This window comes from Kitasatospora purpeofusca (assembly GCF_034043715.1).
In the GTDB taxonomy this organism is placed as follows: Bacteria; Actinomycetota; Actinomycetes; order Streptomycetales; family Streptomycetaceae; genus Kitasatospora; species Kitasatospora purpeofusca_A.
The window spans coordinates 26,022-44,200 of record NZ_JAXCLC010000055.1 but is presented as its reverse complement, the minus strand read 5'-3'; the positions used below and the strand labels follow the sequence as shown (position 1 = coordinate 44,200).

Below are 18,179 nucleotides of genomic sequence, written 5' to 3'. Positions count from 1 at the left end.
CGCGGGTCAGCGGACCGACCACCTCAGTAGGAGAACAGACTTATGCCCCCCAAGGGTCGTCAGGCTGCCGGCGCGAAGAAGATCCGCCGCAAGGAAAAGAAGAACGTCGCTCACGGCCACGCGCACATCAAGAGCACGTTCAACAACACCATCGTTTCGATCACCGACCCCTCGGGCAACGTGATCTCCTGGGCCTCCGCCGGCCACGTCGGCTTCAAGGGCTCGCGCAAGTCCACCCCGTTCGCCGCGCAGATGGCCGCCGAGGCCGCTGCCCGTCGCGCGCAGGAGCACGGCATGCGCAAGGTTGACGTCTTCGTGAAGGGTCCGGGCTCCGGCCGCGAGACCGCGATCCGTTCGCTCCAGGCCACCGGCCTGGAGGTCGGCTCGATCCAGGATGTCACCCCCACCCCGCACAACGGCTGCCGTCCGCCGAAGCGCCGCCGCGTCTGACGCGGGGGCCCTTCCGGGCTCGCAGTACCCGCTTTAAACCTCGTACGGGGTCCCGTTTCGGACGGGACCCCGTACGCTGGTTCTGTTCGGCATCAAATAGTGGGTGCCGAAGATCTATGGAGGATCTGACACCATGCTGATCGCTCAGCGCCCCTCGCTGACCGAAGAGGTCGTCGACGAGTTCCGCTCGCGGTTCGTGATCGAGCCGCTCGAGCCGGGCTTCGGCTACACCCTCGGCAACTCCCTGCGCCGCACGCTCCTCTCCTCGATCCCGGGTGCCGCTGTCACCAGCATCCGCGTCGACGGTGTCCTGCACGAGTTCACCACCGTGCCGGGCGTCAAGGAGGACGTCACCGACCTCATCCTCAACATCAAGCAGCTGGTCGTCTCCTCGGAGCACGACGAGCCGGTCGTGATGTACCTGCGCAAGCAGGGCCCGGGTGTCGTCACCGCCGCCGACATCGCCCCGCCGGCCGGTGTCGAGGTGCACAACCCCGAGCTGATCCTCGCCACCCTGAACGGCAAGGGCAAGCTGGAGATGGAGCTGACCGTCGAGCGCGGTCGCGGCTACGTCTCCGCCGTCCAGAACAAGGCCTCCGGCCAGGAGATCGGCCGCATCCCGGTCGACTCGATCTACAGCCCCGTGCTGAAGGTCACCTACAAGGTCGAGGCGACCCGTGTCGAGCAGCGGACCGACTTCGACAAGCTGATCGTCGACGTCGAGACCAAGCCCGCCATGCGTCCGCGCGACGCCATGGCCTCGGCCGGCAAGACCCTGGTGGAGCTGTTCGGCCTCGCCCGCGAGCTGAACATCGACGCCGAGGGCATCGACATGGGCCCGTCCCCGACGGACGCCGCCCTGGCCGCCGACCTGGCGCTGCCGATCGAGGAGCTGGAGCTCACGGTCCGCTCCTACAACTGCCTCAAGCGCGAGGGCATCCACACCGTGGGTGAGCTCGTCGCCCGCTCCGAGGCCGACCTGCTCGACATCCGCAACTTCGGTGCGAAGTCGATCGACGAGGTCAAGGCGAAGCTGGCCGGCATGGGCCTGGCCCTCAAGGACAGCCCGCCCGGGTTCGACCCGACCGCCGCCGCCGACGCCTTCGGCGCCGACGACCTGGACGACGCGGGTTACGCGGAGACCGAGCAGTACTGAGAGACTTGACCGCGGGGGCGGTTCCCCGGAACCGCCCCCGTCGTCGTGAAAGTCGTGCGGGCACAGTGTCCGCACGCCCGCTGCGGTACCTGGTACGGCCGCAGTCGGAGATTCGAGGAGTAATTCCATGCCGCGTCCCACCAAGGGTGCCCGCCTCGGCGGCGGCCCGCACCACGAGCCGCTGCTGCTCGCCGGTCTGTGCCGTGAGCTGTTCCAGTACGGCCGCATCACCACGACCGAGGCCAAGGCCCGTCGGATGCGCCCGCTGGCGGAGAAGCTGATCACCAAGGCGAAGAAGGGCGACATCCACAACCGTCGCCTGGTGCGCAAGACCATCACCGACATCTCGGTGCTGCACACCCTCTTCACCGAGATCGCGCCGCGCTACGAGAACCGCCCGGGTGGCTACACCCGTATCACCAAGATCGGTCCCCGTCGTGGCGACAACGCCCCGATGGCCGTGATCGAGCTGGTCGAGTCGCTGACCGTCGCGCAGAACGCCGTCGGCGAGGCCGAGGCCGCCACCAAGCGCGCCGTCAAGGAGGCCGACGAGGCCAAGGTCGAGGCCCCCAAGGCCGACGAGGCCGAGGCTGCCGAGCAGGCCTGACACCACCAGGTGTGTTGCGGGCCCGCTTCCCCATCCGTGGGGGAGCGGGCCCGTTCCTCTTTGTCCAGGGAGTGGAGAGCAGTGGTCAACGATTGCGCCGAGCGGCCGCCGGTGAAGGACGGCCCGGCCGACGGGTACGTCCGGGTCCGGCTGGACCTCGCCTACCACGGCGCCGAGTTCTCCGGCTGGGCCCGGCAGAAGGGCGGCCGGCGGACGGTCCAGGAGGAGATCGAGACCGCGCTGCAGATCGTCACCCGCAGCCAGGAGCTCCACCCGCTCACCGTGGCCGGGCGCACCGACGCCGGTGTGCACGCCCGGGGCCAGGTCGCCCACGTCGACCTGCCGGCCGAGCTGTGGGAGGCGCACCGGGAGAAGCTGATGCGCCGGCTGGCCGGCCGGCTGCCCGGTGACGTCCGGATCTACCGGGTGGCAGAGGCCCCGGCCGGGTTCGACGCCCGCTTCTCGGCGATCTGGCGCCGCTACGCCTACCGGGTCGCCGACCATCCCGGCGGGGTCGACCCGCTGCTGCGCGGCCATGTGCTCTGGCACGACCGGCCGCTCGACCTGGACCGGATGAACGCCGCCGCCCGGTTGCTGCTCGGCGAGCACGACTTCGCGGCGTACTGCAAGAAGCGCGAGGGCGCGACCACCATCCGCACCCTGCTGGAGCTGCGCTGGGACCGGGTCCCGGTGGACGGCTACGCGTCCCAGGAGGGCTCGCTCGCGGTCGCCACCGTGCGGGCCGACGCCTTCTGCCACAACATGGTGCGCGCCCTGGTCGGCGCGATGCTGCTGGTCGGCGACGGCCACCGGCCGGTGGAGTTCCCCGGCGAGGTGCTGGCCGGCGGGGTGCGCAACTCCGCCGTCAACGTGATCCGGCCGTACGGACTGACCCTGGAGGAGGTCGGCTATCCGGCCGACGACCTGCTCGCCGAGCGCAACCGCGCCGCCCGCCGGATGCGCACCCTCCCCGGCGCCCCCACCGCCCCGTCAGGCCCCGGGCCGCTCTAATCCATTTGGGTCCGGGGCGACGGCTTGGGACAATCTCCCCCATGGGACACGTCGAGATTTCGCACCTGGAGTACTACCTGCCGGACGGGCGGGTGCTGTTCGACGACGCGTCCTTCCGGGTGGGGGAGGGGGCGGCCGTCGCGCTGGTCGGCGCGAACGGCGCGGGCAAGACCACGCTGCTGCGCATGATCGCGGGCGACCTCCAGCCGCACGGCGGCTCGGTGACGATCAGCGGCGGGCTCGGCGTGATGCGCCAGTTCGTCGGCACCACCGGCCGCGAGGAGCAGAAGAAGGCCGGTGACGAGGAGGAGGGCCCGGGCGCGCTGCCCGCCGACGCCTCGGTCCGCGACCTGCTGGTCTCCGTCGCCCCCACGCGGATCGCCAAGGCCGCCCGCGCGGTCGACGCCGCCGAGCTGGCGATGATCGCCCAGGACGACGAGAAGACGCAGATGGCCTACGCCCAGGCGCTCTCCGACTGGGCCGACGTCGGCGGCTACGACTACGAGACCGACTGGGACGTCTGCACCATGGCGGCCCTCGGGATGCCCTTCGACAAGGCCCAGTGGCGCGGTCTGAACACGCTCTCCGGCGGTGAGCAGAAGCGGCTCGTCCTGGAGGCGCTGCTGCGCGGCCCCGAGGAGGTCCTGCTGCTCGACGAGCCGGACAACTACCTGGACGTGCCGGGCAAGCGCTGGCTGGAGGAGGCCATCAGGGCCACCCCGAAGACCGTGCTGTTCATCTCCCACGACCGCGAGCTGCTGTCCCGCACCGCCGAGAAGATCATCAGCGTCGAGTCCGGCGCGGCCGGCTCCAGCGTCTGGGTGCACGGCGGCGGGTTCGACTCCTTCCACGAGGCCCGCAAGGCCCGCTTCGAGCGCTTCGAGGAGCTGCGTCGCCGCTGGGACGAGGAGCACGCCAAGCTCAAGCGGCTCGTCGTCAACCTGCGCCAGGCCGCCTCGATCAGCCACGACATGGCCTCCCGCTACGCGGCCGCGCAGACCAGGCTCAAGAAGTTCGAGGACGCCGGCCCGCCCGAGGCCCCGCCGCGCGAGCAGAGCATCACCATGCGGCTCAAGGGCGGGCGCACCGGGGTGCGCGCCTTCACCATGGAGCAGCTGGAGCTCACCGGCCTGATGAAGCCCTTCGACCTGGAGGTCTTCTACGGCGAGCGGGTCGGGGTGCTGGGGTCCAACGGCTCCGGCAAGTCGCACTTCCTGCGGCTGCTGGCGGGCGACGGCACGGTGGCCCACACCGGGTCCTGGAAGCTCGGCGCCCGGGTGGTGCCCGGCCACTTCCGGCAGACCCACGCGCACCCCGAGCTGCTCGGTCGCACCGTCCGCTCGATCGTCGAGGAGGAGCACGCGCTCGGCCGCGGCGCCGCGATGGGCGTGCTGCGCCGGTACGAGCTGGACCGGCAGGAGGAGCAGAAGTTCGAGTCGCTCTCCGGCGGGCAGCAGGCCCGGCTGATGATCCTCAAGCTGGAGCTGTCCGGCGTCACCGCGCTGCTGCTCGACGAGCCGACGGACAACCTGGACCTGGAGAGCGCCGAGGCGCTGCAGGCCGGGCTGGAGGCCTTCGACGGCACTGTGTTGTGTGTCACCCACGACCGGTGGTTCGCCCGGACCTTCGACCGTTTCCTGGTCTTCGGCGCCGACGGCCGGGTCTACGAGTCCCCGGAGCCGGTCTGGGACGTCGGCCGGGTCGAGCGGGACCGCTGATCAGAGGCCCGGGAGACGGTTCCGGCGGGGAGGGTTTTGACCGTCCCCGTTCGGCCCGGTAGCCTGGGCGCTTGATGTGCGTATTGGCTCGCTCTATCTCACGTGAGAGGTCGGTACGCCGGAGACACCAGGTCGACGACCAGCGGCTCCCCCTTGAATTGCGTCCAAGGCGGCCAGGCTGATCCCTCCTCCGGGTACTCCTGTCAGGACTCACTCACTGAAAAGCGAAGGCATACGACCGTGCGTACGTACAGCCCCAAGCCCGGCGACGTCCAGCGTCAGTGGCACGTCATCGACGCGACCGACGTCGTGCTCGGCCGTCTGGCCTCCCAGGCCGCCAACCTCCTCCGGGGTAAGCACAAGGCGATCTACGCGCCGCACGTTGACACTGGTGACTTCGTCATCATCATCAACGCCGACAAGGTGCACCTGTCGGGCAACAAGAAGACCCAGAAGCTGGCTTACCGCCACAGCGGCTTCCCGGGCGGCCTCCGCTCGGTCCGCTACGACGACCTCCTGGCGAACAACCCGGAGAAGGCCGTCGAGAAGGCCATCAAGGGCATGATCCCCAAGAACACCCTGGGCCGCCAGATGCTGTCCAAGCTGAAGGTCTACTCGGGCGACCAGCACCCGCACGCTGCCCAGCAGCCGGTGCCGTTCGAGATCACCCAGGTCGCGCAGTAACTCCGGCCACCAAGCCCCCCAACACTGAAAAGAGCTGAGGAACACCGTGGCCGAGACCACTGAAACCCTTGAGGTCGAGTTCGACGAGACTGTCGTCGAAGGCGAGTACACCTCCGAGGAGAACTACACCTCCGAGTCCCTGGCCGGCCGCTTCGGCGAGGCCGTCCCCGGCGCCGGCCTCGGCCGTCGCAAGGAGGCGATCGCCCGCGTGCGCATCGTCCCGGGCACCGGGCAGTGGAAGATCAACGGTCGCACCCTGGAGAACTACTTCCCCAACAAGGTGCACCAGCAGACCGTGAACGAGCCCTTCAAGCTCCTCGAGCTTGACGGCCGTTACGACGTTGTCGCCCGCATCTCCGGCGGCGGCGTCTCCGGTCAGGCCTACGCGCTGCGCCTCGGTGTCGCCCGTGCCCTGAACGAGGCCGACGTGGACAACAACCGCGCCGCCCTCAAGAAGGCCGGCTTCCTGATGCGTGACGCCCGCGCCGTCGAGCGCAAGAAGGCCGGTCTCAAGAAGGCCCGCAAGGCGCCGCAGTACAGCAAGCGCTAATTGCGCCCCCGGGGGTGCGTACCGCCCTGGTGGTGCACGCCCCCGGATGCGCTCCATACGCCCCGGAGTACCCCGTGTACTCCGGGGCGTCGTGTTCCCCGGCCATTGTGCGGAGACCGGGGATTCGATCGGATTCACTGCAAGGCATTGCGGCGATGTGAGGACGGGACAATGGGACGACTCTTCGGTACGGACGGTGTGCGCGGCGTGGCCAACCAGGGGCTGACGGCGGAGCTGGCGCTCGGCCTGTCGGTCGCGGCGGCGCACGTGCTCGGCGAGGCGGGGGCCTTCGACGGCCACCGGCCGGTCGCGGTCGTCGGCCGTGACCCGCGCGCCTCGGGCGAGTTCCTGGAGGCCGCGGTCATCGCGGGTCTGGCGAGCGCCGGCGTCGACGTACTGCGGGTCGGAGTGCTCCCCACCCCGGCGGTGGCCTACCTCACCGGCGCGCTCGGCGCCGACTTCGGCGTGATGCTGTCCGCCAGCCACAACGCCATGCCGGACAACGGCATCAAGTTCCTCGCCCGCGGCGGCCACAAGCTGGACGACCGCATCGAGGACGCCATCGAGGCCCACTTCCACAAGCACGCGGCGGGCGGCGAGGAGTGGAACCGTCCGACCGGCGCTGCCGTCGGCCGGGTCCGCGAGTACACCGAGGGCTTCGACAAGTACGTCGCCCACCTCATCGGCGTGCTGCCCAACCGCCTGGACGGCATCAGGGTCGTCATCGACGGCGCGCACGGCGCGGCCGCGTACGTCGCCCCCGAGGCCTTCGCCCGGGCCGGCGCCGAGGTCGTGCACACCCTGGGCGCCGAGCCCACCGGCCTCAACATCAACGACGGTGTCGGCTCCACCCACCTGGACCGGCTGCGCGCCGTGATGCGCGAGCACTCGGCGGACCTCGGGATCGCCCTGGACGGCGACGCCGACCGCTGCCTGGCCGCCGACGCGGCCGGCGACGAGGTCGACGGTGACCAGATCATCGCGATCCTGGCCGTCGCGATGAAGGAGGCCGGCACGCTGCGCGGCAACACCGCGGTCGCCACCGTGATGTCCAACCTGGGCTTCAAGCTGGCGATGGAGCGCGAGGGCATCGACCTGGTCGAGACCTCGGTCGGCGACCGGTACGTGCTGGAGGCGATGAAGGAGCACGGCTTCGCGCTGGGCGGCGAGCAGTCCGGCCACGTCATCCTGCTGGACCACGCGACCACCGGCGACGGGACCCTGACCGGCCTGATGCTCGGCGCCCGACTGGCCGCCACCAAGCAGCCGCTGGCGGACCTGGCGGCCGTGATGACCCGCCTGCCGCAGGTGCTGATCAACGTCAAGGGCGTCGACAAGAGCCGGGTCGGGACCAGCGAGGAGCTGGCCGCCGCGGTGGCCGCGGCCGAGGCCGAGCTGGGCGCCACCGGCCGGGTGCTGCTGCGCCCGTCGGGCACCGAGCCGCTCGTCCGGGTGATGGTCGAGGCCGCCGACGAGGCGCAGGCGCGGTCCGTCGCCGAGACGCTCGCCGAGGCGGTGCGCGGCTCGCTGGGCTGACGGCCCCGGAACGCCGGAGGCCCCGGCCGCGATCCTCCGCGGCCGGGGCCTTCGGCGTTCCCTCAGAGCTTGCGCAGCAGCGCCCGGCGGACCTTGTGGTCCGAGCCCTTCTGCAGGACCAGGGTGGCCCGGCCGCGGGTGGGCCGCACGTTCTCCAGCAGGTTCGGACGGTTGATGGTGCGCCAGACCTGGCGGCCGTACTCCATCGCCTCCTCCTCCGGCACCTCGGTGAAGCGGCGGAAGTAGGAGCTCGGGTCCTGGAAGGCGGTCTGCCGCAGCTTGCGGAACCGGTCCAGGTACCAGCTCTCGATGTCGTCGGTGCGGGCGTCGACGTAGATGGAGAAGTCGAAGTAGTCGGCCACCGCGAGCCGGGTGCGGCCGTCGCTGCCGGGCAGGGCCGGCTGGAGCACGTTCAGGCCCTCGACGATGAGGATGTCCGGACGCTCCACGGTGAGCCGCTGGTCCGGCACGATGTCGTACACGAGGTGCGAGTAGACCGGGGCGGTGACCCGCTCCTTGCCGGCCTTCACATCCGCGACGAAGCGCGTCAGCGCCCGGCGGTCGTACGACTCCGGGAAGCCCTTGCGGGCCATCAGGCCGCGCCGGCGCAGCTCGGCGTTGGGCAGCAGGAAGCCGTCGGTGGTGACCAGCTCGACCCGGGGGTGCTCCGGCCAACGGGCCAGCAACGCCTGGAGCAGTCGGGCGGTGGTGGACTTGCCGACCGCGACCGAGCCGGCCACGCCGATGATGAACGGGGTGCGGGTGCGCTCGGTGTCCGGGGTGTCCAGGAAGGTGCCCAGCGCGCCGCGCAGGTCGTGCGTGGCGTGGATGTAGAGGTTCAGCAGCCGGGACAGCGGCAGATAGACGTCCCGGACCTCGTCGAGGTCCAGCGCGGTGCCGAGACCGCGCAGCCGTTCCACCTCCTCCGCGGTCAGTGGCAGCGGCGTACGCTCGCGCAGCGCGCTCCACTCGGCCCGGCTGAGGTCCACGTAGGGCGACGGCGAGGGGCCGGGCGTGGTGTCGCCCCGCGTACAGAGTTCGGTCAGCACATGCTCCATTGTGGGCCGTAGCGCCGTTCGCGGCGGCTGTGGTGTCGGTCACGGCCTGTGGCGGGACCTTGCGAATGGGGCGTCCGGAGCGCCCTTATGCTGGCACGCATGTGCGGAATTGTTGGATACGTGGGCTCCCAGCCCGCCCTTGACGTTGTAATCGCAGGCCTGCAGCGACTCGAGTACCGGGGTTACGACTCCGCCGGTGTCGCGGTGCAGGTGCAGGGCTCCGACGGGCAGTGGAGCCTCACCACCGACAAGCGGGCCGGCAAGCTCGCGAACCTGGAGAAGTCGCTCGCCGAGACCCCTCTTCCCGGCGGCACCACCGGCATCGGCCACACCCGTTGGGCCACCCACGGCGGCCCGACGGACGCCAACGCCCACCCCCACCTGGACGACGCGGCCAAGGTCGCCGTGGTCCACAACGGCATCATCGAGAACTTCGCCCAGCTCCGGGCCGAGCTGGCCGAGCGCGGCCACACGCTGCGCTCGGAGACGGACACCGAGGTCGTCGCGCACCTGCTCGGCGAGCTGTACGAGGGCGACCTCGCGGAGGCCATGCGCGCCGCCTGCCGCCGGCTGGAGGGCGCCTTCACCCTCGTCGCCGTGCACGCCGACGCCCCCGACGTGGTGGTCGGCGCCCGTCGCAACTCGCCGCTGGTGGTCGGGCGCGGCGAGGGCGAGAACTTCCTCGCCTCCGACGTGTCCGCGTTCATCGCGCACACCCGCGAGGCGATCGAGCTGGGCCAGGACCAGGTCGTCGAGCTGCGCCGCGAGGGCGTCACGGTGACCAACTTCGACGGCACCCCGGCCGACGTGCGCGAGTACCACGTCGACTGGGACGCCTCGGCCGCCGAGAAGGGCGGCTACGACTACTTCATGCTCAAGGAGATCGCCGAGCAGCCGAAGGCCGTCGCCGACACCCTCCTCGGCCGGATCGGCACCGACGGCCGGCTCACCCTCGACGAGCTGCGGATGTCGGACGCCGACCTGCGCGCGGTCGACAAGGTCGTCATCGTCGCCTGCGGCACCGCCTTCCACGCGGGCATGATCGCCAAGTACGCGATCGAGCACTGGACCCGGATCCCGTGCGAGGTCGAGGTCGCCTCCGAGTTCCGCTACCGCGACCCGATCATGGGCCCGGGCACGCTGGTCATCGCCATCTCGCAGTCCGGCGAGACGATGGACACCCTGATGGCGCTGCGCCACGCGCGCGAGCAGGGCGCCAAGGTGCTGGCGATCTGCAACACCAACGGCTCGACCATCCCGCGCGAGTCGGACGCGGTGCTGTACACCCACGCCGGCCCCGAGGTGGCGGTCGCCTCGACCAAGGCGTTCCTGACCCAGCTGGTCGCCTGCTACCTGGTCGCGCTGTACCTGGGCCAGGTGCGCGGCACCAAGTGGGGCGACGAGATCCTCGCCGTCATCAAGGAGCTCGGCGACGCGCCGAAGCAGGTCGAGCAGGTCCTGGAGACCATGGAGCCGGTGCGCGAGCTGGCCCGCTCCCTCGCCGACGCCAAGTCGGTGCTGTTCCTCGGCCGGCACGTGGGCTTCCCGGTGGCCCTGGAGGGCGCGCTCAAGCTCAAGGAGCTGGCGTACATGCACGCCGAGGGCTTCGCCGCCGGCGAGCTGAAGCACGGCCCGATCGCGCTGATCGAGGAGGGTCTGCCGGTGGTGGTCGTCGTGCCGTCGCCGCGCGGCCGGTCGATCCTGCACGACAAGATCGTCTCCAACATCCAGGAGATCCGGGCCCGCGGTGCGCGGACCATCGTGATCGCGGAGGAGGGCGACGAGGCGGTCGTCCCGTACGCGGACCACCTGATCCGCATCCCGGTCACGCCGGTGCTGCTCCAGCCGCTGGTCGCCACCGTGCCGCTGCAGGTCTTCGCCTGCGAGCTGGCCACGGCCAAGGGCCACGAGGTCGACCAGCCGCGCAACCTGGCGAAGTCGGTCACCGTCGAGTAGTCCGACCCCGCTCCGTCCCGGGGCCCCTGCGGTGGCTGCGTCCTACCGCAGGGGCCCTGTGTCGAGCGTGAACGAGAACGGGGCGGGCAGCTTGATCCGGCGGCCGAAGTCGGTTTCGTGGAGGCTGGTGTAGTCGCCGTCCTTGGGGTCCGTGAACAGCGTCACCTTCCCTTCCCCACGGTCGATGAGGAGATAGCACGGCACGCCTGCGGCGGCATAGCCCAGGCGCTTGGACTCCCGGTCCTTCACGGGATTGGTCGAGGTGACTTCGAGGACCAACTCCACCCCCACGGCGGACGACCACGACTCCTGGGCCCGGAAGTGGCCGACGGGAGCAACCGTGGCATCGGGGATGAACCGGCCCTTCGGTGTGATCAGCCCCTTGCCGCCGCTGACATAGAGCTCCTCGGCCGCCTCCCGCGCGACGGCCCGCGCGAACCGCGCGATCGCATCCTCGTGGTCACCGTCCGGCGGTGGCGTCACAGTGATCTCCCCTTCGATGAGCTCGGCCTTGAAGCCGGGCGGAGTGTCCAGCTCCAGGAATGCCCGGAGGATGTCGTCCTCGCCCAGCGGGTGCTCGACTGCCGGCATGGCGACCATGGCCCTTCTCCCTCCTGCTGGTCCGTACCGAGCGACACGCTAGGGACACGGACCGGGGCCGGTGGGGAATCGAAGTTGGTGTCACTCGAAAGTGTGCCGCACGGCCGGGGGCGCCGTCGGGAACTCCTTCGCGTAGCGTCGGCGGGAGTTGCCGCCGAGTCCGGGGGAGAGCCCGCCATGCGTTGTGCCCACCGCGTCGACCAGGTCCGCGCCGCCGAGGCGGAGCTGATGGCCCGGCTCCCGGAGGGCACGCTGATGCGGCGGGCCGCCACCGGGCTCGCCGTGACCTGCGCCCGGCTGCTGACCCGCCGGCGCGGCCGGGTCTACGGCAGCCGGGTGGTGGTGCTGGCCGGCAGCGGCGACAACGGGGGTGACGCCCTGTACGCCGGTGCGGAGCTGGCCGGGCGCGGGGCACGGGTGACGGCGGTGCTGCTCGCCCCCGGGCGGGCGCACGGCGGCGGGCTGGCGGCGCTGCGGGCGGCGCACGGGCGGGTGGTGGTGGAGCAGGAGGCCGGTCTGGCCGACTTCTCGAGTGCGGACCTGGTGCTGGACGGCATCGTCGGCATCGGCGGCCGGGGCGGACTGCGGCCGGAGGCCGAGCCGTACGCGCGGGCCGAGCGGACCGGCCTGGTGGTCGCCGTCGACGTGCCCAGCGGGGTGGACGCCGACAGCGGCGAGGTCGCGGGGGCGGCGCTGCGGGCGGACGTCACGGTCTGCTTCGGCACCTACAAGCCCGGGCTGCTGATCGACCCGGGCGCCTCGTACGCCGGAGCGGTGCAACTGGTGGGGATCGGACTCGAGCTGCCGCCGGCCGGGGTGACGGCGCTCCAGCACGCCGACGTGGCCGCCCTGCTGCCGGTGCCGGGCGCGGAGAGCGACAAGTACCGGCGCGGCGTGGTCGGGGTCGCCGCCGGTTCGGCGCGGTACCCGGGGGCGGCGCTGCTCGCGGTCGCCGGCGCGCTGCACGGCGGCGCGGGCGCGGTCCGGTACGCGGGGACGGCGGCCGAGGAGGTGGTGCGGCGCTTCCCGGAGACGCTGGTCACCGAGGGCGGTCCGGCCGGGGCCGGCCGGGTGCAGGCCTGGGTGGTCGGACCGGGCGGCGGCGAGGGCGCCGGACGGGCGCTCGCCGAGGCGCTGGCGGCCGACGTCCCGGTGCTGGTCGACGCGGACGGGCTGACCGAGCTGGCCCGGCTCGGCCCCGGCGCGCTCGCCGGGCGGACGGCGCCGACGCTGCTCACCCCGCACACGGGGGAGGCGGCCCGGCTGCTCGCCGGGGCCGGGGCCGGGGGCGACGGCGGCACCCGTTCGGAGCAGGCCCGCCCGCCCGCCGCCGAGGAGCTGGCGGCCGCCCGGCTGGCCACCGCGCGCCGGCTCGCCGCGGTGTACCGGGCGACGGTGCTGCTGAAGGGCTCGACCACCGTGGTCGCCGATTCTCCCCCGGCCTCCGGCCGGGGGTACCCCCATGGCGCCGTGCGGGTGAACCCGACCGGGACCGCGTGGCTGGCCACGGCCGGCAGCGGGGACGTGCTGGCCGGGCTCGCCGGCTCACTGCTCGCCGCCGGCCTGTCCGCGCCGGACGCCGCCGCGGTGGCGGCCTACCTGCACGGACTCGCCGCCCGGCGCACCGCCGCCGTCCCCGGCGCCCCCGTCACCGCGTCGGAGGTGGCGGCGGCGCTCCCGGCGGTCTGGAACGACGTCCGCGCCGGGGCGGCCCCGGCACCGCGTCCCCGGACGCCGGGTGGAACCGGCGCCTGATTCGTGGGCGTCCGGAAGGGGGTGGCGGGCCGCGGGGGGTCCTGGGCGCGGGCGGCCCGGGGCGGCGAGCCGAAGGGCCGTTCGGCGAGGACCTCGGGACGTCTGGGAGACTGACCCTGATGACAACTGCGAAGACGACCGTGATGGCCGGCCTCACCGAAGGCGTACGGGCCGAGGCGGCCATCGATCTCGCCGCCCTGCGCGGCAACCTCGACGCACTGCGTGAGCGCGTCGGCGGGGCCATGGTGATGGCCGCGGTCAAGGCGGACGCCTACGGCCACGGCGCGCTGCGCTGTGCCCGGGAGGCGGTCGCCGCGGGAGTCGGCTGGCTGGGCACCGCGACGCCGGAGGAGGCGCTCGCCCTGCGCGCCGGCGGCGTGGGCCCCGAGCAGGCGCGGATCCTCTGCTGGCTGTGGACCCCCGGCGGCCCCTGGCGGGAGGCGCTCTTCGCGGACCTCGACATCTCGATCAGCGGCGAGTGGGCGCTCACCGAGCTGCTCGCCGCCGTCCGCGCCACCGGCATCCCGGCCCGGGTCCACCTCAAGGCCGACACCGGCCTCGGCCGCAACGGCTGCCAGCCGCACGACTGGCCCGAGCTGGTCGCCGCCGCCCGCCGCGCCGAGCTGGACGGCCTGCTGACCGTGGTCGGGGTCTGGTCGCACTTCGCCGCCGCCGACGAGCCCGGCCATCCCTCGATCCAGGCGCAGCTGGACGCCTTCCGGCTGGCCCTGGCCTCCGCCGAGGCGGCCGGGCTGCGCCCCGAGGTGCGCCACCTGGCCAACTCGCCGGCCGCCCTGCTGCTGCCGCAGTCGCACTTCGACATGGTCCGTACCGGCCTCGCCATGTACGGGCTGTCGCCGGTCCCCGAGGTGGGCTCGCCGTCCGACTTCGGCCTGCGCCCGGTGATGTCGCTGACCGCCCGGCTGGCCCTGGTCAAGCACGTGCCCGGCGGCCACGGGGTCAGCTACGGCCACCACTACACCACCCCGGGTCCGACCACGCTGGGCCTGGTCCCGGTCGGCTACGGCGACGGCATCCCGCGGCATGCCAGCGGCATCGGCCCGGTGCAGGTCGACGGCAAGTGGCGCACGGTGGCGGGCCGGGTGGCGATGGACCAGTTCGTGGTGGACCTCGGCGGCGACACCCCGCCGATCGGCGACGAGGTGCTGGTCTTCGGCAGCGGGGACCGGGGCGAGCCGACCGCCGAGGACTGGGGCCGCGCCTGCGGCACCATCTCCTACGAGATCGTGACCCGGATCGGCTCCCGGGTGCCGCGCCGCTACGTCGGCGGCCTGGACGAGGGCCTGCTCGGATGAGCGGGCCGAGCGACACCGATCCGGTCGCGACGGTGGGCCGGGCGGCCCGGGCCGTCAAGGCGGCCGAGGCGGCCACCGGGGTGAGCCGGGCCGGTCTGATCGGCATCTCGGTCGGCGTGCTCGCGGCCGGCGCCGCCGCCGGGGTGGCGATCGACCGGCTGACGGTCGGCCGGAGCACGCGCCGCCGGGCCCGCGCCGAGCTGGACGCCAACGCCCCGTACGGCTCGCTGCGCGGCCGCCCCCGCACGGTGGCCGCCGCCGACGGCACCGAGCTGTACGTCGAGCTGGACGGCCTCGGCACCCCGGAGGGTCCCGACCGCCCGGAGGGGGAGCGGGACGGCGCCGCCGAGCCGCTGACCGTGGTCTTCTGCCACGGCTACTGCCTCAACCAGGACAGCTGGCACTTCCAGCGCGCCGCCTTCCGGTCCGGCGTCCGGCTGGTGCTGTGGGACCAGCGCAGCCACGGCCGCTCCGAGCGCTCCCGCTCCTTCCTGGCCGGCGAACCCGCCGGAATCGACCAGCTGGGCGGCGACCTCAAGGCCGTGATCGACGCCGTCGCGCCGACCGGCCCGCTGGTCCTGGTCGGCCACTCGATGGGCGGCATGACGATGATGGCGCTGGCCGACCAGCACCCCGAGCTGTTCCGGGAGCGGGTCGCCGGGGTCGCGCTGATCGGCACCCTGGCGGGGAACTGGGACGCCGTCACCTTCGGGCTGCCCGTCGCCGGGGCCAAGCTGTTCCGCAGGGTCGCGCCGGGCATGATGAAGCTGCTCGGACGCCAGGTGGACCTGGTGGAGGCGACCCGCCGGCTCGGCGCGGACGTCAGCGCCGTCTTCTACCGGCGGTACTCCTTCGGGGCGAAGGACGTCGACCCGGGCGTGGTCCGGTTCGCCGAGCAGATGCTGGACGCCACCCCGATCGACGTGGTGGCCGAGTTCTACCCGGTGTTCTCGGCGCACGAGAAGACCGAGGCACTGGCCGCGCTGCGCGGCATCCCCACCCTCGTGCTGACCGGCACCAAGGACCTCCTCACCCCGCCCGGCCACGGCGAGGCGATGGCCGAGCTGCTGCCGGGGGCCCAGCTGGTCCTGGTCCCGGATGCCGGGCACCTGGTGATGCTGGAGCGTCCCGACGTGGTCGACCACCACCTGGCCGAGCTGTTCGACCGGGCCGCCCGCTTCCGCGGCGCGGCCCCGCTGCCGCCCCAGGTCGGCGAACCGGCGTAAAGCGGCCTGGACCGGCCTGGACCGGCGCAAGGCGGTGCGGACCGGCGGACCGGTGCGGGCCCGGCGCGGGCGGTGCCGGGGATGTGGCACGGTAGCGGGGGCGCCCGAGGACCGGTGCGCCGCCGTACGGACCGAAGGGCTTGATTCGCGCATGGGCTCCCACGCCTCTCTCACCGTCGCCACCCCCGACCGGATGGGCCGGCTCGGCCGGGAGCTGGCCGCGCTCCTGCGGCCGGGGGACCTCGTGCTGCTCTCCGGTGAGCTGGGTGCGGGCAAGACCACGCTGACCCGGGGCCTCGGCGAGGGGCTCCAGGTGCGCGGGGCGGTGACCTCCCCGACCTTCGTGATCGCCCGGGTGCACCCCTCGCTGGTGGGCGGCCCGGCGCTGGTGCACGTCGACGCGTACCGGCTGGGCGGTGACCTCGACGAGATGGAGGACCTCGACCTCGATGTCTCGCTGCCCGAGTCGGTGGTGGTGGTCGAGTGGGGCGAGGGCAAGGTCGAACGGCTCTCGGAGAACCGTCTGGAGGTCCGGATCGGACGCGCGATCGGCGCCGAGGCGGCCGGGGACGACCTGGACCCGCGCCGGGTGGAGCTGACCGGCATCGGCACCCGCTGGGACGGCACGGACCTGACCGCGCTGGCCTGACCGCTCCGGCCTGACCGCTCCGGCCTGAGTGCCCCGGACGGGGTTGCCGGGGCGCTTCCGCAGCGTCACGTTTACCGACAGGGTGTCGGGAAGATGTTGCGATCGAGGTCCCGGGCGTGGTGGGATGGTCGTTGAGGTTAGGTCTGCCTAACTAGGAGGCGCCATGCCGAGCACCACGCCCGCCCCGGAGCGCGCACCGCGCGGGACCGGGGCCGAGGAGCCCGCCCGCCGTGCTGCGGGGGAGCCCATGCGGGCCCTGCTGGCCGCCTGTGCGGCGGCCGAGGCGGTCTCCACCCCGCCCGAACGGCGCCCGGCCGCCCCCGCGCGGGCCGAGGCCCCCGGGACGCCCGGACCGTCGCCGTCGAGCGGCGGCGCGCACGAGACCCGCCGCGCCGCCTGACACCTGTCGTCCCCGGTCAGGGGATCACGACGACCTTGGTGTCCTTGGGCGCGAAGTCCCAGAGCAGCTGGCCGTCCGCGCGGCTGCTGCGGATGCCGCCGGTCTTGGCCGCCGAGGCGGCCGGGGAGGACGCCGCCGCGGTGGGCGCCGGGGAGGCGGGCGGAGCGCCGGTGGCGCCGTCGACGGCTGCGCCGAAGCCGAACACCACGCCGTTCTGCTGCGCGAAGCGCACCACGTGCTCGATCTGCTTGCCGTCGGTGCCGGTCCCGGAAGGCGTCCGGCTGTAGACGGGGTAGCTGCCGGGGGCCGGCTCGACGGTGCCCGGGGTCACCGGGAAGGTGGCCACCACCTGCGGGGTCTTCTTCGGGTCGATCAGCCAGACGTAGTGGGTGCTGACCGAGTAGACGACCCGCAGCCCGGTGCCGGTGCCCGCGGTGGGCAGGGTCGGGGCGGTCGGCGTCGGCGTGGCGGTCGGGGGGGCCGAGGAGGCCGGTCCGCCGGAGGTGGGGGCCGTGCTCGTGGCCGGGTTCGCGGCGACCGCGCGGTCCTGCGCGCCGTTGGCCTGGAAGGCCAGCAGGCTCACCACCGCCAGGGCCCCCAGGGTCAGCCCGGTGACCACCACTCCAGGACCCATCTTCGCCACGTGCCGCTCCCACCGCCGTCCCAAAACCGTCGGCCCCATCGTGCCAGGTTCGCCCGTCCGGTCCGCATCGTGTCGGACGTGTGTTCCGGGTCCGGTCCGGTTTTCGATCGGGCGGAGCACGCGCGGACCGGGGCCGGCCCGGACCGGGCACCGGTCGACCGGTCTAACCTTGACCCGTGCTGCTGCTCGCGTTCGACACCGCTACCCCTGCCGTCACCGCCGCCGTCCACGACGGCACGGCCGTCCTCGCCGAGACCGACCAGGTCGACGCCAGGCGCCACGGCGAACTCCTGATCCCCGCGATCGACCGGGTGCTCCGGGAGGCCGGTGTCGACCGGCACCGGCTGACCGACATCGCGGTGGGTGTGGGCCCCGGCCCGTACACCGGCCTGCGGGTCGGCCTGGTGACCGCCGCCGCCCTGGGCCACGCGCTCGGCCTGCCGGTGCACGGCGTCTGCACGCTGGACGCGATCGCCCACGCGGCCCGCGCCGGGGGCCTCGCCGGCGAGGCGTTCACGGTGGCCACCGACGCCCGCCGCAAGGAGGTCTACTGGGCCGCGTACGACGCCGGGGGCCGGCGGACCGAGGGGCCGTCGGTGGACCGTCCGGGCGAGCTGACCAGCCCGGAGCGGTCGGTCGGCGCCGGTGCGCTGCTCTACCCGGACGCCTTCCCGGGCGCGCGGGGCCCCGAGCACGTCTCGGCCGGCGCGCTCGCCGCGTTCGCCGTCGCCGAGCTGGCCGCCGGCCGGGCCCTGCTGCCCAACGCCCCGCTCTACCTGCGCCGCCCGGACGCCCAGGTGCCGGCCGGCTACAAGGCGGTGCTCCCGGCGTGACCGGCCCGAGTACCACCGGCACCGGCACCGG

General features: G+C 73.1%; 18 protein-coding genes. 15 read left to right on the top strand and 3 right to left on the bottom strand.

Annotated features, from left to right (window positions below):
- The first annotated feature begins 42 nt into the window (after positions 1 to 42).
- From rpsK to glmM, 8 genes are all read left to right on the top strand, one after another.
- Entirely contained in the window at positions 43 to 450 is a 408-nt protein-coding gene (gene rpsK / locus SM793_RS25515) for a 30S ribosomal protein S11 (RefSeq protein ID WP_014136257.1), read from the top strand.
- A 133-nt stretch (positions 451 to 583) separates the two neighbouring features.
- Entirely contained in the window at positions 584 to 1,606 is a 1,023-nt protein-coding gene (locus tag SM793_RS25510; protein WP_030393313.1) for a DNA-directed RNA polymerase subunit alpha, read from the top strand.
- A gap of 127 nt (positions 1,607 to 1,733) precedes the next feature.
- Positions 1,734 to 2,213: a 50S ribosomal protein L17 gene (rplQ, locus tag SM793_RS25505; protein ID WP_266269899.1), complete on the top strand. Its 480-nt coding sequence runs from the start codon at positions 1,734 to 1,736 to the stop codon at positions 2,211 to 2,213.
- Between the two features lie 81 nt (positions 2,214 to 2,294).
- Positions 2,295 to 3,224: a tRNA pseudouridine(38-40) synthase TruA gene (truA, locus tag SM793_RS25500; protein WP_320440628.1), complete on the top strand. Its 930-nt coding sequence runs from the start codon at positions 2,295 to 2,297 to the stop codon at positions 3,222 to 3,224.
- Positions 3,225 to 3,265: 41 nt separating this feature from the next.
- Entirely contained in the window at positions 3,266 to 4,942 is a 1,677-nt protein-coding gene (locus SM793_RS25495) for an ABC-F family ATP-binding cassette domain-containing protein (protein WP_320440627.1), read from the top strand.
- A 240-nt stretch (positions 4,943 to 5,182) separates the two neighbouring features.
- A complete protein-coding gene (gene rplM / locus SM793_RS25490) occupies positions 5,183 to 5,626 on the top strand; it encodes a 50S ribosomal protein L13 (RefSeq protein WP_030393317.1) in 444 nt (147 codons plus the stop codon).
- Positions 5,627 to 5,672: 46 nt separating this feature from the next.
- Positions 5,673 to 6,176, top strand: coding sequence for a 30S ribosomal protein S9 (gene rpsI, locus SM793_RS25485; protein WP_093861727.1), 504 nt, complete (start codon positions 5,673 to 5,675; stop codon positions 6,174 to 6,176).
- Positions 6,177 to 6,347: 171 nt separating this feature from the next.
- On the top strand, positions 6,348 to 7,712 hold the full coding sequence (glmM, locus tag SM793_RS25480; protein WP_320440626.1) for a phosphoglucosamine mutase: 1,365 nt from the start codon (positions 6,348 to 6,350) through the stop codon (positions 7,710 to 7,712).
- A gap of 62 nt (positions 7,713 to 7,774) precedes the next feature.
- Here the strand turns inward: glmM and coaA are convergent, their stop codons facing one another.
- Complete coding sequence (coaA, locus tag SM793_RS25475; RefSeq protein ID WP_320440625.1) at positions 7,775 to 8,770, bottom strand: type I pantothenate kinase; 996 nt, start codon at positions 8,768 to 8,770, stop codon at positions 7,775 to 7,777.
- Positions 8,771 to 8,869: 99 nt separating this feature from the next.
- On the opposite strand from coaA, the gene glmS reads away from it, so the two are divergent.
- Complete coding sequence (glmS, locus tag SM793_RS25470; RefSeq protein WP_320440624.1) at positions 8,870 to 10,726, top strand: glutamine--fructose-6-phosphate transaminase (isomerizing); 1,857 nt, start codon at positions 8,870 to 8,872, stop codon at positions 10,724 to 10,726.
- A gap of 42 nt (positions 10,727 to 10,768) precedes the next feature.
- Here glmS and SM793_RS25465 read toward each other — a convergent pair whose 3' ends face one another.
- Positions 10,769 to 11,326, bottom strand: a complete 558-nt coding sequence (locus SM793_RS25465) for a Uma2 family endonuclease (RefSeq protein WP_320440623.1) — start codon at positions 11,324 to 11,326, stop codon at positions 10,769 to 10,771.
- A gap of 177 nt (positions 11,327 to 11,503) precedes the next feature.
- On the opposite strand from SM793_RS25465, the gene SM793_RS25460 reads away from it, so the two are divergent.
- The 5 genes from SM793_RS25460 to SM793_RS25440 all read left to right on the top strand — a co-directional run bounded on the left by SM793_RS25460 (position 11,504) and on the right by SM793_RS25440 (position 16,672).
- A complete protein-coding gene (locus tag SM793_RS25460; RefSeq protein ID WP_320440622.1) occupies positions 11,504 to 13,081 on the top strand; it encodes an NAD(P)H-hydrate epimerase in 1,578 nt (525 codons plus the stop codon).
- Positions 13,082 to 13,224: 143 nt separating this feature from the next.
- On the top strand, positions 13,225 to 14,397 hold the full coding sequence (gene alr / locus SM793_RS25455) for an alanine racemase (RefSeq protein ID WP_320440643.1): 1,173 nt from the start codon (positions 13,225 to 13,227) through the stop codon (positions 14,395 to 14,397).
- Positions 14,394 to 15,623, top strand: a complete 1,230-nt coding sequence (locus SM793_RS25450) for an alpha/beta hydrolase (protein ID WP_320440621.1) — start codon at positions 14,394 to 14,396, stop codon at positions 15,621 to 15,623. Before alr ends, SM793_RS25450 begins: the two co-directional genes overlap by 4 nt.
- 151 nt (positions 15,624 to 15,774) lie before the next feature.
- Entirely contained in the window at positions 15,775 to 16,272 is a 498-nt protein-coding gene (gene tsaE / locus SM793_RS25445; RefSeq protein WP_045937797.1) for a tRNA (adenosine(37)-N6)-threonylcarbamoyltransferase complex ATPase subunit type 1 TsaE, read from the top strand.
- 163 nt (positions 16,273 to 16,435) lie between these two features.
- Positions 16,436 to 16,672 carry a hypothetical protein gene (locus tag SM793_RS25440; RefSeq protein ID WP_320440620.1) on the top strand — a complete coding sequence of 79 codons (237 nt, stop codon included), beginning with the start codon at positions 16,436 to 16,438 and terminating at the stop codon, positions 16,670 to 16,672.
- Positions 16,673 to 16,688: 16 nt separating this feature from the next.
- On the opposite strand, the gene SM793_RS25435 is transcribed toward SM793_RS25440, so the two are convergent.
- Entirely contained in the window at positions 16,689 to 17,306 is a 618-nt protein-coding gene (locus SM793_RS25435) for a hypothetical protein (protein WP_320440642.1), read from the bottom strand.
- Positions 17,307 to 17,491: 185 nt separating this feature from the next.
- Here SM793_RS25435 and tsaB point away from each other — a divergent pair, with 185 nt between their 5' ends.
- The gene (tsaB, locus tag SM793_RS25430; protein WP_320440619.1) at positions 17,492 to 18,148 is read left to right on the top strand and encodes a tRNA (adenosine(37)-N6)-threonylcarbamoyltransferase complex dimerization subunit type 1 TsaB; all 657 of its coding nucleotides are present in this window, start codon (positions 17,492 to 17,494) and stop codon (positions 18,146 to 18,148) included.
- Positions 18,149 to 18,179 lie beyond the last annotated feature (31 nt).

Excerpts from the sequence above, each read along its gene's own strand:
- rpsK (WP_014136257.1), top strand. The coding sequence starts at position 43 with ATGCCCCCCAAGGGTCGTCAGGCTGCCGGCGCGAAGAAGATCCGCCGC.
- SM793_RS25510 (WP_030393313.1), top strand. The coding sequence starts at position 584 with ATGCTGATCGCTCAGCGCCCCTCGCTGACCGAAGAGGTCGTCGACGAG.
- rplQ (WP_266269899.1), top strand. The coding sequence starts at position 1,734 with ATGCCGCGTCCCACCAAGGGTGCCCGCCTCGGCGGCGGCCCGCACCAC.
- SM793_RS25495 (WP_320440627.1), top strand. The coding sequence starts at position 3,266 with ATGGGACACGTCGAGATTTCGCACCTGGAGTACTACCTGCCGGACGGG.
- glmM (WP_320440626.1), top strand. The coding sequence starts at position 6,348 with ATGGGACGACTCTTCGGTACGGACGGTGTGCGCGGCGTGGCCAACCAG.
- coaA (WP_320440625.1), bottom strand. The coding sequence starts at position 8,770 with ATGGAGCATGTGCTGACCGAACTCTGTACGCGGGGCGACACCACGCCC.
- glmS (WP_320440624.1), top strand. The coding sequence starts at position 8,870 with ATGTGCGGAATTGTTGGATACGTGGGCTCCCAGCCCGCCCTTGACGTT.
- SM793_RS25465 (WP_320440623.1), bottom strand. The coding sequence starts at position 11,326 with ATGGTCGCCATGCCGGCAGTCGAGCACCCGCTGGGCGAGGACGACATC.
- SM793_RS25460 (WP_320440622.1), top strand. The coding sequence starts at position 11,504 with ATGCGTTGTGCCCACCGCGTCGACCAGGTCCGCGCCGCCGAGGCGGAG.
- alr (WP_320440643.1), top strand. The coding sequence starts at position 13,225 with ATGGCCGGCCTCACCGAAGGCGTACGGGCCGAGGCGGCCATCGATCTC.
- SM793_RS25450 (WP_320440621.1), top strand. The coding sequence starts at position 14,394 with ATGAGCGGGCCGAGCGACACCGATCCGGTCGCGACGGTGGGCCGGGCG.
- tsaE (WP_045937797.1), top strand. The coding sequence starts at position 15,775 with ATGGGCTCCCACGCCTCTCTCACCGTCGCCACCCCCGACCGGATGGGC.
- SM793_RS25440 (WP_320440620.1), top strand. The coding sequence starts at position 16,436 with ATGCCGAGCACCACGCCCGCCCCGGAGCGCGCACCGCGCGGGACCGGG.
- SM793_RS25435 (WP_320440642.1), bottom strand. The coding sequence starts at position 17,306 with ATGGGTCCTGGAGTGGTGGTCACCGGGCTGACCCTGGGGGCCCTGGCG.